Source organism: Burkholderia lata, assembly GCF_000012945.1.
Taxonomy (GTDB): domain Bacteria; phylum Pseudomonadota; class Gammaproteobacteria; order Burkholderiales; family Burkholderiaceae; genus Burkholderia; species Burkholderia lata.
In genome coordinates this window covers 2,769,542-2,782,227 of record NC_007511.1, presented here as the reverse complement: position 1 = coordinate 2,782,227, position 12,686 = coordinate 2,769,542, and the positions used below count along the sequence as shown (strand labels likewise).

Genomic DNA, 12,686 nt, shown 5'->3' with positions numbered 1-12,686 from the left:
ATCATGCATGCCGATAATCGATAACAAGGAACCTATGCAAGCACGAAACCGATGGTTGCGCCGCATGACGTCGGCAGGGATGGCTGTCTCTGCCCTGGGGCTGACGGGCTGCGGCTGCTGGCCGTTCAGCGAGTCCACGACCTACGAAACCGTGTGGAAATCGCAGACTTTCGCGGCGAAATTCAAGAACCGGGACCAGGAAGGGGATCGATGCCGCGATGCGATCTACACGCGACACCTCAAGGGCGCCATTGCGGCGTGCAAGAACGGGGAATATGAAAAGATCCGCAACGTCATTACCGGTGAGCCCGTGAAGCTCAGCCTGGCAAAGGCGACTTGCGAAGAGGCGCAGGACGAACTGGATCATGGCCTGCCCACCGGGTTTGACCAGCGGATCTTCAATCTGAAGCCGCTGCCCGACGAGTACGAAGCGTGCATGGCCGACAGCGGATTCAAGCGCGAACAGGTCGAGAAGAAGGCGTGCTACGTCAAGTTCATGTGACAGGCTTGCTGTCTGGCGAGACTGGCGTTGGACCATGGCAGCGGCGAAGCGGAACTTGCCGTCATGGATGTCGGATCATGCGACGCGCATGAAGAGATTCGTCCTCGGCCCGCCGCGCCGCCTTCTTTCGCTAAGCAGGGCGTGAACGCTTCGCCATGGGCGCCCCCACCGTCTCCCCGATCCTCGCCTTCATCGCATCGACGAACGCCCGCACTTTCGGCGAAGGCAGCCGCGTCGACGGATACACCGCATGAATCCCGGCCGGTGCCGAGCGCCACGCGGGCAGCAGCCGCACGAGCCGGCCGGCCGCGACGTCGTCGGCGGTCGAGAAATCCGTCAGCAGCCCGAAGCCGCCGCCCGCCAGCACGATCGCGCGGCACGCGGTGGCAGTGTTCGACACGACCTGCGCGACACAGCGCACGGAAGCGGTGCCGCCGTTCACATCTTCGAGTTCGACCGTTTGCGGGCGCGGCAGCGTCGACAGCATCACGAACGGCAGCGCGGCGAGCGCATCCGGATCTTGCGGTCGCCCGTGGCGCGCGACGAACGCGGGGCTGGCGACCAGCCATTTCTCGTACGTGCCGAGCTGCACCGCCCGATAGTTCGAATCGGCGAGGCGGCCGATGCGGATCGCGACGTCGAGGTTGTCCGCGACGAGATCGACCACGCGGTCGTTCGCGACGAGTTCGACGTCGAGCCCCGGATGCCGGTCGCGCAACGCGACGACGGCAGGCGCGACGACCAGCGCGCCATAGTCGATCGGCACGCTCACGCGCAGCGTGCCGCGCAGCGGCCCCGTGTCGGACGACACCGCGTCGAGCGCGCTTTCGGCAGCGCGCACGATGTCGCGGCACGCGTCGTAGAACGCCCGCCCCGCGTCGGTCACGCTCAGCCGCCGCGTCGTGCGCACCAGCAGGTTCGCCCCGACCTCGGATTCGAGGCGCTGCATGTGCGTGCTGACGACCGTCTTCGCCAGGCCGAGCCGCTCGGCCGCGGCTGTCAGTGAGCCGGCGTCGACCACCGCGACGAAGATCGCCAGCCGGTTCAGGTTCACGTCGCGCAGATCGGCCATCGTCGATTGTCCTATGAAAGCGGATAATGTTTCCTTGATTATCCGTCTTCTGGCGACGAACGGCGAGCGCTACGCTGCGGTTGTTCGTCGCCGATCCCCGGCGGCGCGAGATTCCGGAGTGTTTCCATGTCTGCCGCCAGCAAGCCTGCTTCGCCGATTCGTGTCTATTCGTTCCTGCTCTCGGGGCACGCCCATCGCGTCCGGTTGTTCCTGTCGCTGCTCGGCCTGCCGTCCGAGACCGTCGACGTCGATCTCGCTGCAGGCGCGCAGCGTGAACCGGCATTCCTCGCGCTCAATCCGCTCGGGCAGGTGCCCGTGATCGACGATGGCGGCACGGTGATCGCCGATTCGAACGCGATCCTCGTGTACCTCGCGAAGCGCTATGGCGACGCGCACTGGCTGCCCGACGACCCGGCCGGCGCGGCCGTCGTGCAGCGCTGGCTGTCGTATGCGGCCGGGCCGATCGCATCGGGGCCGGCCGCCGCGCGGCTCGTGACCGTGTTCGGCGCGACGCTCGACCAGGAGGCCGCCAAGCGCACGGCCGCGAAGGTGCTCGACGTGATCGACCGCGAGCTGGCCGGCAAGCCGTTTGCCGCCGGCGCACAGCCGACGATCGCCGATATCGCCGCGTATTCGTACATCGCACACGCGCCGGAGGGCGGCGTGTCGCTCGAGCCGTATCCGCACGTGCGTGCGTGGCTGGCGCGCATCGAGGCGCTGCCGGGCTTCGTCGCGATGCCGACGACGCGCGCGGGCCTGCTCGCCGCGTAACGCACACCGAAGCCGGGCCTGCTCAGGGAGAACGCGATGAACACCCCGACCGCCGTCGTACCGGGCTGGGAACTCGACAGTGCGCCGTTTCACGCGGGCGAACTCGCCGTGCAGCAGCGCGCGGGCGTGACGGAGGCTGCGGGTTCGGCCGGCCGACGCGGGATCCGGCGCTTCATGCCGGACCAGCACCGGACGTTTTTCGCGCAACTGCCGTTCTTCGTGCTCGGTGGCGTCGATGCGCACGGCCAGCCGTGGGCGACGCTACGGGCCGGCGCGCCGGGGTTCGTGACGTCGCCCGACGCGCGCACGCTGCGTATCGCGGCGCGCGCGCTGCCGGGCGATCCGCTGGCCGGCGCGTGGCAGCCGGGCGCGCCGCTCGGCGGGCTGGGCATCGAATTCGATACGCGGCGGCGCAATCGCGTCAACGGCGTCGTGCGCGCGATCGACGGCGATGCGTTGACGATCGCGGTCGAGCAGAGCTTCGGCAACTGCGCGAAGTACATCCAGGGCCGCAAGCCGACGTTCGTCGCACGGGAAGTCGATACGTCCGCCGCGCCCGACGTGTCGGACGCGTTGAACGATGCCGATCGCGCGCTGCTCGCGCAGGTCGATACGTTCTTCGTCGCGAGCGCGAACACGTCGGCGGACGCGGGCGCCGCGCGCGGCGCGGACGTGTCGCATCGTGGCGGGATGCCGGGCTTCGTGCGCGTCGACGATGCGCGCACGCTGACGACGCCGGATTTCAGCGGCAACCGCTTCTTCAACACGCTCGGCAATTTGCAGCACGATCCGCGCGCGGGGCTGCTGTTCGTCGATTTCGACAACGGCGACCTGCTGTATGTGGCTGCGCGCGCCGAGATCGTGTGGGACGGGCCGCTCGTCGCGTCGTTCGACGGTGCGCAGCGGGTCGTGCGGTTCCATGTGCGGGAGGTGCGGCGCATGCGCGCGGTGCTGCCGTTCCGGTGGTCGGCGGTCGAACGTGCGCCGCAGTTCGCGGCGATGGCGGCGGGTGCGGGTGCAGGCGCGAACGCAAACGCAAATGCAGCCGCAGCCGCAGCCGCAGTGGTGGTGCCGTCCGCATCCACACCCGAATCAACATCGGAATCAACATCAACATCAACATCGGCATCGACGCCCGCATCGACATCGGCACCCGCATGGCGGCCGCTGCGCATCGCAAAGATCGTCGACGAAGCGCGTGCGATCCGCTCGTTCCATTTCGAACCGGTGGACGGCGGCACGTTGCCCGCCTACGAAGCCGGGCAGCACCTGACGCTGCGCGTTGCGCTGCCGGGCAGCGATTCGCCGGCGATTCGTAGTTACACGCTCTCCGATGCACCGGGCGATGCGCATTACCGGATCACCGTGAAGCGCGAAGGGCGCGTATCGGCCTGGCTGCACGATCACGCGCACCTGGGCATGACGGTCGACGCGCAGATGCCGCGCGGCCGCTTCTCGTTCGATCTCGCGAGCCCGCGTCCGGCCGTGCTCGTGTCGGCCGGTATCGGCATCACGCCGATGATCGCGATGCTGCGCCGTGCACTGGCCGACGACCAACCGTCGCGTCGCGTGGTGTTCGTGCACGGTGCGCGCGAATCGGATGATCGCCCGTTCGCCGAGGAACTGGCACGCGTCGCGGCCACCGACGAACGGTTGTCACTCCACTGGTTCGACAGTCATCCTCAGGAAGGCTCGGCAGCCCATGCCGGCCGCATCGACATCGCTCAACTGAAACGGATCCTTTCGTTCGACGATTACGACTTTTACCTTTGCGGGCCGTCTGCATTCATGCGCGACTTGTACGACGGATTGCGCGCGCTGAACGTGCCGGACGAACGCATCCGTTTCGAGGCATTCGGGCCGTCGAGCGTGGTACGCAGCGCGACCCGCGCGGCCGCAACGCCAGCGGTGGCGAGCGTGCCGATCGTGTTCCGGCGTACGGGCCGCGAAGCCGCGTGGACGCCCGCCGACGGCACTTTGCTCGAATTCGCGGAGGGGCAGCGCGTGGATGTGCCGTCTGAATGCCGCTCCGGGTCGTGCGGCACGTGCGCGACGCGCGTGTTGTCCGGCGCGGTCGACTACGAGCAGGCGCCCGATGCACCGGTCGAACCCGGGTGCGCGCTGCTGTGCGTCGCGCGGCCCGTGCAAGGGTCGGAACCGCTCGTGCTCGACCGCTGACACACCCTGCGACATGCCGCCGCAGACGGCCTGCTGCGCGAAAAGCGCGCGCAACTGCTTCTTTTTTCGGATGCCGGTCGGATCGACGATAGCGTCAACCGATAGATGAAAGGAGCGCAATCATGAAACTGTTCGGCATGATCAAACTGGTCCTGTGGAGTTTCTTCGGCGTACGCAACAGCAAGGCGCACGCAACCGATCTCGCGAACGCCAACTTCACGCTGCTGCCGTTCGTGGCGATCATCCTCGCGGTACTCGTTGGGGCGGTCATCTACGGCGTCGTGCACCTGGTCGTCGATCCGACCGTGACGATGCAGGGGTTCTGACCAACCGGCCGCCGGATCGCGAGCGGGCACACGCTCCCGCTCCGAATCCCAGCCGCATGACCGGCGCGCACCTGCGCCGGTTATCGAGGCGGCCGTGCACGACGCCAGTCACGCGCACATCGGCACCGTCGCCGTGCCGCCCGAGTCGCACTTTCGCGATTCCCGCCTTCGACGCCTCCCATTTCGCCCGATTCCAGGGCGGCCAGCCCTGTCCGGGGTAAAATGCGCGCCGCGCCGCGATGTCGCGCGCGACGGGCACGCCGCTGTTCCATCGAACGGTGCGCGCAAGTACGTCGCGCCCGCACCGAGGCGTTCGAAGCGTCCCCCCGCATGACCAGACCGCGCGATGCAGCCGGCGCCCGACACGCCCCCGACGAATCCGTCGACGGCTGCGTCGGTTCCCGGTGCGTCACCTGAATCCGAGTCCCATCCTGCGTCTTTCCGGCCGAGCGGCCCGCTTGCGTGCCGTATCGTTCGGTTCGTCTGATGAATGTCGAGCCGGTGCATGCGTCCGGCGGAAGGGCTGGGTCCGGTCGCGGGCACGCTTCGCAGCTTCGTAACGGGTTTCGACAGGGTCGAGTGGCGAGTTTTCCATCCAGAACAATGACGGTGAATAGAACAACAGCGTCGCCCGCACGGCGGCGGCGCGCGAAGGTCGGGCTTGGCGTCGGTCTCGGCATCACGCTTTTCGCGGCACAGGCCGCCGCGGCGCAGGGCGACACGCCGGCGCCGGACGCCGACGCAGCTGGCAGCGCGACGCTGCCGACGATCACGGTGAGCGGCGAGCGCGGCAACGCGCTGCGCGTACGCAACGCGTCGGTCGCGGGGCTCGACGACACACCGCTGCGCGACACGCCGGCATCGGTGAGCGTCGTCACGCGCGCGCAGCTCGACGACCAGCAGGCGAAGCGGCTGAGCGACGTCGTGCGCAACGACGCGTCGGTCGTCAACGACTATGCGCCGGTCGGTTATTTCGAAGGCTTTGCGATCCGCGGCTTCCCGGTCGATCTTGCGAGCGCGATCCGGATCGACGGGCTGACGGTGTCCGGCGAGCAGAACGTGCCGCTCGAGAACAAGGAGCGCGTCGAGATCCTGAAGGGGCTGGCCGGCATCGACAGCGGCGTCGTCGCGCCGGGCGGCGTGATCAACTTCGTGACGAAGCGCTCGGCGAACGTCGCGAGCGTGACGGGTGGCGTCGACAGCCGCGGCTCGACGTCGGCGGCCGTCGATCTCGGCCGCCGCTTCGGCCCCGACAACCAGTTCGGCTTCCGGATCAATGCCGCGAAGGAGAACATGCACTCGTACATCGACGGCACGAACGGGCGGCGCACGTTCGGCTCGATTGCCGCCGACTGGGACATCAGCCCGCGCGCGAGCTTGCAACTCAATGCCGAATTCCAGCAGTGGATCCAGCGTTCCGCACCCGGCTACCAGCTGCTCGGCGGAACCGTCGTGCCGTCGATCAAGACGACATCGAAGGCACTCGGCACGCAGCCGTGGGCGAAGCCGGTGACGACCGACGCGCTGAACCTGAACGCGCGCTTCGACTACCAGTTCAACGACGACTGGAAGGCCTACATCGCCGCCGGCCGCAGCCGCACGATGATCGACGACAACAGCGCGTTCGCATACGGCTGCTCGTACGCGGCGAGCTGCACGGCCGGCGCGACGTCGCCGTTCTTCTTCGGCGCGAACGGCGACTACGACGTCTATGACTTCCGCAGCCCCGGCGAATATCGTCGCAACGACGACCTGCGCGCGGTCACGACCGGCAAGTTCGCGACGGGCCCGCTGCGACACGAGCTGACGCTCGGCGTGAGCGTGCAGCGCCGCGTCGTGAGCATGGCCGACGCCGTGTACGACTACGTGGGCAGCGAGAACGTCTACGGGCCCGACACGACGTTTTCGCCGTCGCCGAATTCGCCCGGCCCGTCGTATCCGCGCCTCGACGCGTGGCAGTACGGCGTGTTCGGGCTCGACCGCATCAGCATCGGCGAACACTGGCAGGTGCTCGCGGGCGGCAAGCAAGTGCTGCTGCGTCAGCGCAGCTGGAGCAGCCTCGACGGCGACACGACGCATACCGACCGCTCGGTGTTCCTGCCGCAGGTCGCGCTCGTCTACAAGCCGGTGAACGTGCTGTCGCTGTACGCGTCGTACAGCAAGGCGCTGTCGCTCGGCGACCAGGCACCCGTGCGCGCGACCAACGCGTATGCGTTCCTGCCGCCCGTCGAATCGCACCAGTTCGAGGTCGGCGCGAAATACGACTGGCTCGACCGGCTGAGCCTCACGGCCGCCGTGTTCTCGATCAGCAAGCCGTTCCAGTTCGCGGACCCGGATGCATCGGGCACCAGCTACACGTTCGTGCAGCGCGGCACGCAGCGGCATCAGGGGATCGAGCTCGGTGCCGCGGGGCGCGTGACCGAGCGGCTCGGGCTGACGGCCAGCGTCGCGGCGATTCGCGCGCGGGCATACGATTCGGGTTCGCCGGCGTATGAAGGGCACCAGATCATCAACGTGCCTGCACTGCGCGCGACGGTGTATGCGGATTACGCTGTGCCGGGCGTCGCGGGGCTGAACGTGCTGGGCGGCGTCGAATACAGCGCGGCCCGCAATGCGAACGAGGAGGGCACCGCGCGCGTGCCGTCGTGGTTCGTGTTCAATCTCGGCGCGCGCTATACGACGAAGATCGGCGGCCATCGCACGGTGCTGCGCGTGTCGGTCGACAACCTGTTCAACAAGTTCTACTGGCGCGACGCGGGCGAGCAGCAGAGCGATGCGTACCTGTTCCCGGGTGCGCCGCGTACCGCGCGCGTGTCGTTGACCTATGATTTCTGACCGTCCGGAACCGGCCGCATGACGCGCGGCCCCGGCAGCTAACCTGGAGAGCACAGACGATGTCCCCACTCGAAATCGCCGGCGTGATCGTCAGCGCGCTCGCGATCTGGCTGACCGCGAAGCGGCGCATGCTGTGCTGGCCGGTCGGGCTCGTGTCGGTCGCGCTGTACGGCTGGATCTTCTTCGACGCGAAGCTGTATTCGGACATGCTGCTGCAGGGCGCGTTCGCGGTGCTGCAGGTGTACGGCTGGCAACGCTGGCTGGCACAGCGCGCCAGCGAGGCCGACGGCAGCGCGGCGCCTGCGGGTGACGTCGCGCCCGTCACGGGCGTGCGGCCGATGCAGATGCTGCCCGACCTGATCGCGGCCGTCGTCGGCAGCGCGCTGCTCGGGGGCATGATGGCGCGCTGGACCGATGCGGCGCTGCCGTTCGTCGATGCCTCGCTGACCGCGTTCAGCCTCGTTGCGCAATACTGGACCGCGCGGCGCTACATCGCGTCATGGGGGCTGTGGATCGTCGTGAACGTCGTGTACGTCGGGATGTTCGTGTTCAAGGAACTGTATCTGACGGCCGGACTCTATGCGCTGTTCATCGGGCTGGCCGTCGTCGGCTGGCGCGACTGGAGCCGCACGGCCGCGGCGCTGCGCGCGGCGGCCGGCGGTGCGCTGGCAACGGGCGGCGGCGCGCGTTGAGCCACGCGTCGATCTGAATCAACCACGGAGCAACGTCGTTCATGTCATTCCCACTCGAGCCGGACGGATCCCTGTCGCGTGACGTCGCGCCGCCGCAATTCGGTGTCGACGGCGAGCTGGCCGAACGCGACTGGCCGCTGATGACGCACGACGAGGTGGCGGCGGTGCTCGCACGGATCGACGGCGCCGGCGAGCCGGCGCGGCTCACATGGCATAGCCCGCGGCAGTTCGCGGCGGCGGTCCTGGTGCAGATGACGGACGGGCGCGGGCTGTTCGTCAAGCGTCATCACGTGAGCCTGCGCGATGTCGAAGGGCTCGAGGAAGAGCATCGCTTCATCGCGCATCTGCGCGAACGCGGGATGCCCGTGGTCGACATACTCGCGGATCGCGATGGCGCGACCGCGTTCGCGTCCGGCGACTGGACCTACGAAGTGCACGTGCGGGCGCCCGGTGTCGACCCGTATCGCGGCGTGATGTCGTGGCAGCCGTTCACGCATCCATCGCACGCGTTCGCGGCCGGCCGCGCGCTGGCCGAGCTGCATCGCGCGTCGGCCGGCTACGATGCGCCGGCGCGGCCCGTGCGTACGCTGCTGTCGAGCTTTCGCGTGCTGTCGTCCACTGATCTGGCGGGTGCGCTCGAACGCTGGGTCGACGCGCAGCCGCTGCTTGTGCGCGCGCTCGGCACGCGCGACTGGCGCGGCGACGTGGCCGATGCGATCGGCCCGTATCATGCGCGCCTCGTGCCGCTGCTGCCTGCGCTTCCGCCGCTGTGGACACACGGCGACTGGCATGCGTCGAACCTGCTGTGGACCGAGGCTGGGCCCGGCGCGCAAGTGCGGACCGTGCTCGATTTCGGGCTGTCGGATCGCACCTGCGCGGTGATGGATCTCGCGCTCGCGATCGAGCGCAATACGGTCGACTGGATGGCGCCGGCCGATGCGCGCCGTGTCGAGTATGCGCAGATCGATGCACTGCTCGACGGGTATGAATCGCTCGAACCGCTGAGCGACGAAGCGTATGCGGCGCTGGTTGCGCTGCTACCGATCGTGCATACGGAGTTCGCGCTGTCGGAAGTCGCCTATTTCGGCTGCATCATCGATGCGCCGGCCATCGTCGACATCGCGTACGACGGCTACCTGATCGGTCACGCGCGCTGGTTCGGCGAGCGCGACGGCCGGCAATTGCTCGACTGGCTCGTGCAGCGGCGGCGCGCGAAGCAAGGCGCTGCCTGATTCGCCTGCGGGGGATCGCCGCGCACGCGTACCGATTCCCCGTGTCACCGCCATCTTCCGTGCGATCGTTGCGTCGCACGTTCATCGAATTCTCCTGATCGCCGAAGCGGGGCATGGCTCCCGCGGGTCGCTGCACGCGTGCGCGCGGCTGCGCCCAAGATGACGGAAATGTCATCTTCGCCTCATGTTCGCACTGCGGCCGGACCGTAGCATCGGTCGCGAACCGTTACCGCAGAACCGAACATGCTCAAGCTCAACCTCGCCGTGGCCATCGTCTTCGCGATGGCCGCGACCGCTCATGCGCAGCCGTCGCTGTCGCCGGGGCCGGCGCCGGCTGCCTCCGGCAGCGCCGCGCCGATCGGCGCACCGCCCCCCGACGCTCTCCCTTCCACTTCGTTGACGCTCACCGATGCGCTTTCCGTCGCAGCCCGGAACAATCCGGCGCTGCGCGGCGCGCGCGCGGACGTCAACGCGTCGGCCGGCGCGCTGATGCAGGCCGGCGCGCGCCCCAATCCCGAAGTGTCGTTCCTGCAGGAAGGGTTTCGTCGCGCCGAACGCACGTCGACCGCGATGATCAACCAGACGATCGAACTCGGCGGCAAGCGCAGCGCGCGGCTCGATGTCGCGTCGTACGGCAGGGAAGCGGCCAATGCATCGCTCGACGAGCAGGGCGCGGTCGTGCGCGCCGACGTGATCGCCGCGTTCTACGGGCTGCTCGCCGCGCAGCGCCAGCTTCAGGTGACCGAGGAATCGGCCGCGATCGCCGCGCGCTCTGCGGATCTCGCGAACCGCCGTGCGCAGGCCGGCAAGGTGTCGCCGGTCGAGGCGACCAAGGCGCACGTGGCGGCGGCCGGCGTGCAGATCGAAGTCGTGACCGCGCGCGGCCGTGTCGAGGTCGCACGCGAGAAGCTGAATGCGGTGATGGGCGAAGCGCGCGACGGCCGGCTTGCCGTGCAGGGCGATCTTGAAGCCGTGCCGCCGGTCGAGCCGCTGACCGCGCTCACCGCGCAGCTCGACGATGCGCCGCTCGCGCGGGTTGCGCGCGCCGAGATGCTGCGCTCGAACGCGGCCGTGTCGCTCGAACGCGCGCGGCGCATTCCGGACGTGACGATCAGCGCCGGCGTGAAGCGCGTGACCACGGGCGGCGTGCCGGACAACCAGGCGGTGGTCGGCGTGTCGATCCCGATTCCGCTGTTCAACACGAACAAGGGCGCGTTGCTCGAGGCGACACACAAGGCCGAGCGCGCGAATGCCGATCTCGATCGCGAACGTACGCGCCTGCGGCTGGACCTCACGCAGGCGTACACGAATTTCGAAGCCGCCGCGCAGGAAGCGCAGCGGCTGAAGGCCGACATCCTGCCGGCCGCGCGCCTCGCGCTCGATGCGATGTCGCGCGGCTACGAGCTCGGGAAGTTCAGCTTCCTCGACGTGCTCGACGCGCAACGCACGCTGTTCCAGGGCCAGTCGCAATACGTGCGCGCGCTCGCCGATGCGCATACGGCCCGCGCCGACATCGGCCGGCTCGTCGGTACGCCGCTCGCGCCGCTTGCACCGGTCGCGCAATAGCGCACCAGACGCCTCTCTTACCTGAAGGATCACCATGTCACGCAGCAGAATCCTGATCATCGCGACGGTCGTGCTCGGCAGTGCCGGGATCGTCCTCGGCGCACTCGGCGTCACGCGCAACAGCGGCGGTAACGGCGTGGCCACCGCCGTTGCCGCTTCATCCGCCGAAGCCGCCGGCGAGCGCGGCGGTGTCGTGCTCAAGCGCGGCAAGCTGTCCGTCGAAATCGTGATGACGGAGAAGCCCGGCGACGCGCGCCTCATCGTCTATCCGTTCGTCGACGGCAAGCCGGCCGACAAGGGCGTCACCGTGTCCGGCACGCTGGTTCGCTACGACCGCACGCACGAGCCTTTGCGTTTCGACGCTGCTGGCCAAAAGTTCGTGTCCGCGCAGTCGATCGGCAAGCCGCACGTGTTCGATGCGACGATCGACGTGAAGGCGGGCAATGAAGCCGCGTCGTTCCCGTTCGCCCGCGCCGATGGCGCGATCGCACTGACCGACGCGCAGCTCGCGACCTCGAAGATCGCGCTCGCGAAGGCCGGCCCCGCGCAGATCGCGACGCCGTTCCAGTTGCCGGGCGAGATCAAGTTCAACGAGGACCGCACCGCGCACGTGGTGCCGCGCGTGGCCGGCATCGTCGAGCAGGTGTCGGTGTCGCTCGGGCAGAACGTCGCGAAGGGGCAGGTGCTGGCCGTGATCGCGAGCACCGATCTTGCCGACCGGCGCAGCGAGCTGCTGACGGCCGAGCGCCGGCTGTCGGGCGCACGCGCGACCTACGAGCGCGAACGCACGCTGTGGAAGGAGCGCATCTCGGCCGAGCAGGACTACCAGCAGGCGCAGGTGCAGTTGCGTGAAGCCGAGATCGCCGTGCAGAACGCGCGGCAGAAGCTCGCCGCGCTGAACGCGCCGGTCGGTGCGGGTGCGCTGAACCGCTACGAACTGCGCGCGCCGTTCGCGGGCACGATCGTCGAGAAGCACGCGACGCCGGGCGAAGCGATCGCGGCCGATGCCAGCATGTTCGTGATTTCCGATCTCTCGACGGTATGGGCCGAGATGGCCGTGCCGGCGCAGCGGCTGAATGACGTGCGGGTCGGCCGCGACGCGACGGTGATCGCGACCGCGTTTGAATCGCGTTCGAGCGGCCCGATCGCGTACGTGGGGTCGCTGCTCGGCGAACAGACGCGCACCGCGCCCGCGCGCGTCGTGCTGCCGAACCCGGACGGCGTGTGGCGGCCCGGCATGTTCGTGAACGTGTCGGTCGATGCGGGCAAGCAGGGCGTGCCACTCGCGGTCGCGAGCGATGCGCTGCAGGACGTCGACGGCGCGCCGTCCGTCTTCGTGCGCTCGTCGAAGGGCTTCGTCGCCCAGGCGGTCGAAACCGGGCGGCGCGACGAACGTGCGACCGAAGTGTTGAAGGGCCTCAAGCCGGGCCAGGAATACGCGGCATCGAACAGCTTCGTGCTGAAGGCCGAACTCGGCAAGGGGGGCGCGGAGCATGAATGAGCGTTACGTGT

General features: G+C 68.6%; 10 protein-coding genes. 9 read left to right on the top strand and 1 reads right to left on the bottom strand.

Annotation, left to right across the window (positions count from 1 at the left end):
- Positions 1-34 precede the first annotated feature (34 nt).
- Positions 35-502: a hypothetical protein gene (locus BCEP18194_RS34945; protein ID WP_011356034.1), complete on the top strand. Its 468-nt coding sequence runs from the start codon at positions 35-37 to the stop codon at positions 500-502.
- A gap of 130 nt (positions 503-632) precedes the next feature.
- Here BCEP18194_RS34945 and BCEP18194_RS34940 read toward each other — a convergent pair whose 3' ends face one another.
- A complete protein-coding gene (locus BCEP18194_RS34940; protein WP_011356033.1) occupies positions 633-1,574 on the bottom strand; it encodes a LysR family transcriptional regulator in 942 nt (313 codons plus the stop codon).
- Positions 1,575-1,700: 126 nt separating this feature from the next.
- Between BCEP18194_RS34940 and BCEP18194_RS34935 the strand changes: the two genes are divergently transcribed.
- From BCEP18194_RS34935 to BCEP18194_RS34900, 8 genes are all read left to right on the top strand, one after another.
- Positions 1,701-2,345: a glutathione S-transferase family protein gene (locus BCEP18194_RS34935; protein WP_011356032.1), complete on the top strand. Its 645-nt coding sequence runs from the start codon at positions 1,701-1,703 to the stop codon at positions 2,343-2,345.
- Positions 2,346-2,381: 36 nt separating this feature from the next.
- Positions 2,382-4,523, top strand: a complete 2,142-nt coding sequence (locus tag BCEP18194_RS34930; RefSeq protein ID WP_011356031.1) for a pyridoxamine 5'-phosphate oxidase family protein — start codon at positions 2,382-2,384, stop codon at positions 4,521-4,523.
- Between the two features lie 122 nt (positions 4,524-4,645).
- Positions 4,646-4,849: a DUF2970 domain-containing protein gene (locus BCEP18194_RS34925; RefSeq protein ID WP_011356030.1), complete on the top strand. Its 204-nt coding sequence runs from the start codon at positions 4,646-4,648 to the stop codon at positions 4,847-4,849.
- Positions 4,850-5,452: 603 nt separating this feature from the next.
- A complete protein-coding gene (locus tag BCEP18194_RS34920) occupies positions 5,453-7,684 on the top strand; it encodes a TonB-dependent siderophore receptor (RefSeq protein WP_011356029.1) in 2,232 nt (743 codons plus the stop codon).
- Between the two features lie 59 nt (positions 7,685-7,743).
- A complete protein-coding gene (pnuC, locus tag BCEP18194_RS34915; protein WP_011356028.1) occupies positions 7,744-8,376 on the top strand; it encodes a nicotinamide riboside transporter PnuC in 633 nt (210 codons plus the stop codon).
- Positions 8,377-8,417: 41 nt separating this feature from the next.
- A complete protein-coding gene (locus tag BCEP18194_RS34910; RefSeq protein ID WP_011356027.1) occupies positions 8,418-9,608 on the top strand; it encodes a phosphotransferase enzyme family protein in 1,191 nt (396 codons plus the stop codon).
- A 243-nt stretch (positions 9,609-9,851) separates the two neighbouring features.
- Positions 9,852-11,174, top strand: coding sequence for a TolC family protein (locus BCEP18194_RS34905; RefSeq protein ID WP_011356026.1), 1,323 nt, complete (start codon positions 9,852-9,854; stop codon positions 11,172-11,174).
- A gap of 34 nt (positions 11,175-11,208) precedes the next feature.
- On the top strand, positions 11,209-12,675 hold the full coding sequence (locus BCEP18194_RS34900) for an efflux RND transporter periplasmic adaptor subunit (RefSeq protein WP_011356025.1): 1,467 nt from the start codon (positions 11,209-11,211) through the stop codon (positions 12,673-12,675).
- Positions 12,676-12,686 lie beyond the last annotated feature (11 nt).

Bases quoted from the DNA above. Each gene is read 5' to 3' on its own strand.
- BCEP18194_RS34945 (WP_011356034.1), top strand. From the start codon at position 35: ATGCAAGCACGAAACCGATGGTTGCGCCGCATGACGTCGGCAGGGATG.
- BCEP18194_RS34910 (WP_011356027.1), top strand. From the start codon at position 8,418: ATGTCATTCCCACTCGAGCCGGACGGATCCCTGTCGCGTGACGTCGCG.
- BCEP18194_RS34925 (WP_011356030.1), top strand. From the start codon at position 4,646: ATGAAACTGTTCGGCATGATCAAACTGGTCCTGTGGAGTTTCTTCGGC.
- BCEP18194_RS34920 (WP_011356029.1), top strand. From the start codon at position 5,453: ATGACGGTGAATAGAACAACAGCGTCGCCCGCACGGCGGCGGCGCGCG.
- BCEP18194_RS34905 (WP_011356026.1), top strand. From the start codon at position 9,852: ATGCTCAAGCTCAACCTCGCCGTGGCCATCGTCTTCGCGATGGCCGCG.
- BCEP18194_RS34900 (WP_011356025.1), top strand. From the start codon at position 11,209: ATGTCACGCAGCAGAATCCTGATCATCGCGACGGTCGTGCTCGGCAGT.
- BCEP18194_RS34940 (WP_011356033.1), bottom strand. From the start codon at position 1,574: ATGGCCGATCTGCGCGACGTGAACCTGAACCGGCTGGCGATCTTCGTC.
- pnuC (WP_011356028.1), top strand. From the start codon at position 7,744: ATGTCCCCACTCGAAATCGCCGGCGTGATCGTCAGCGCGCTCGCGATC.
- BCEP18194_RS34930 (WP_011356031.1), top strand. From the start codon at position 2,382: ATGAACACCCCGACCGCCGTCGTACCGGGCTGGGAACTCGACAGTGCG.
- BCEP18194_RS34935 (WP_011356032.1), top strand. From the start codon at position 1,701: ATGTCTGCCGCCAGCAAGCCTGCTTCGCCGATTCGTGTCTATTCGTTC.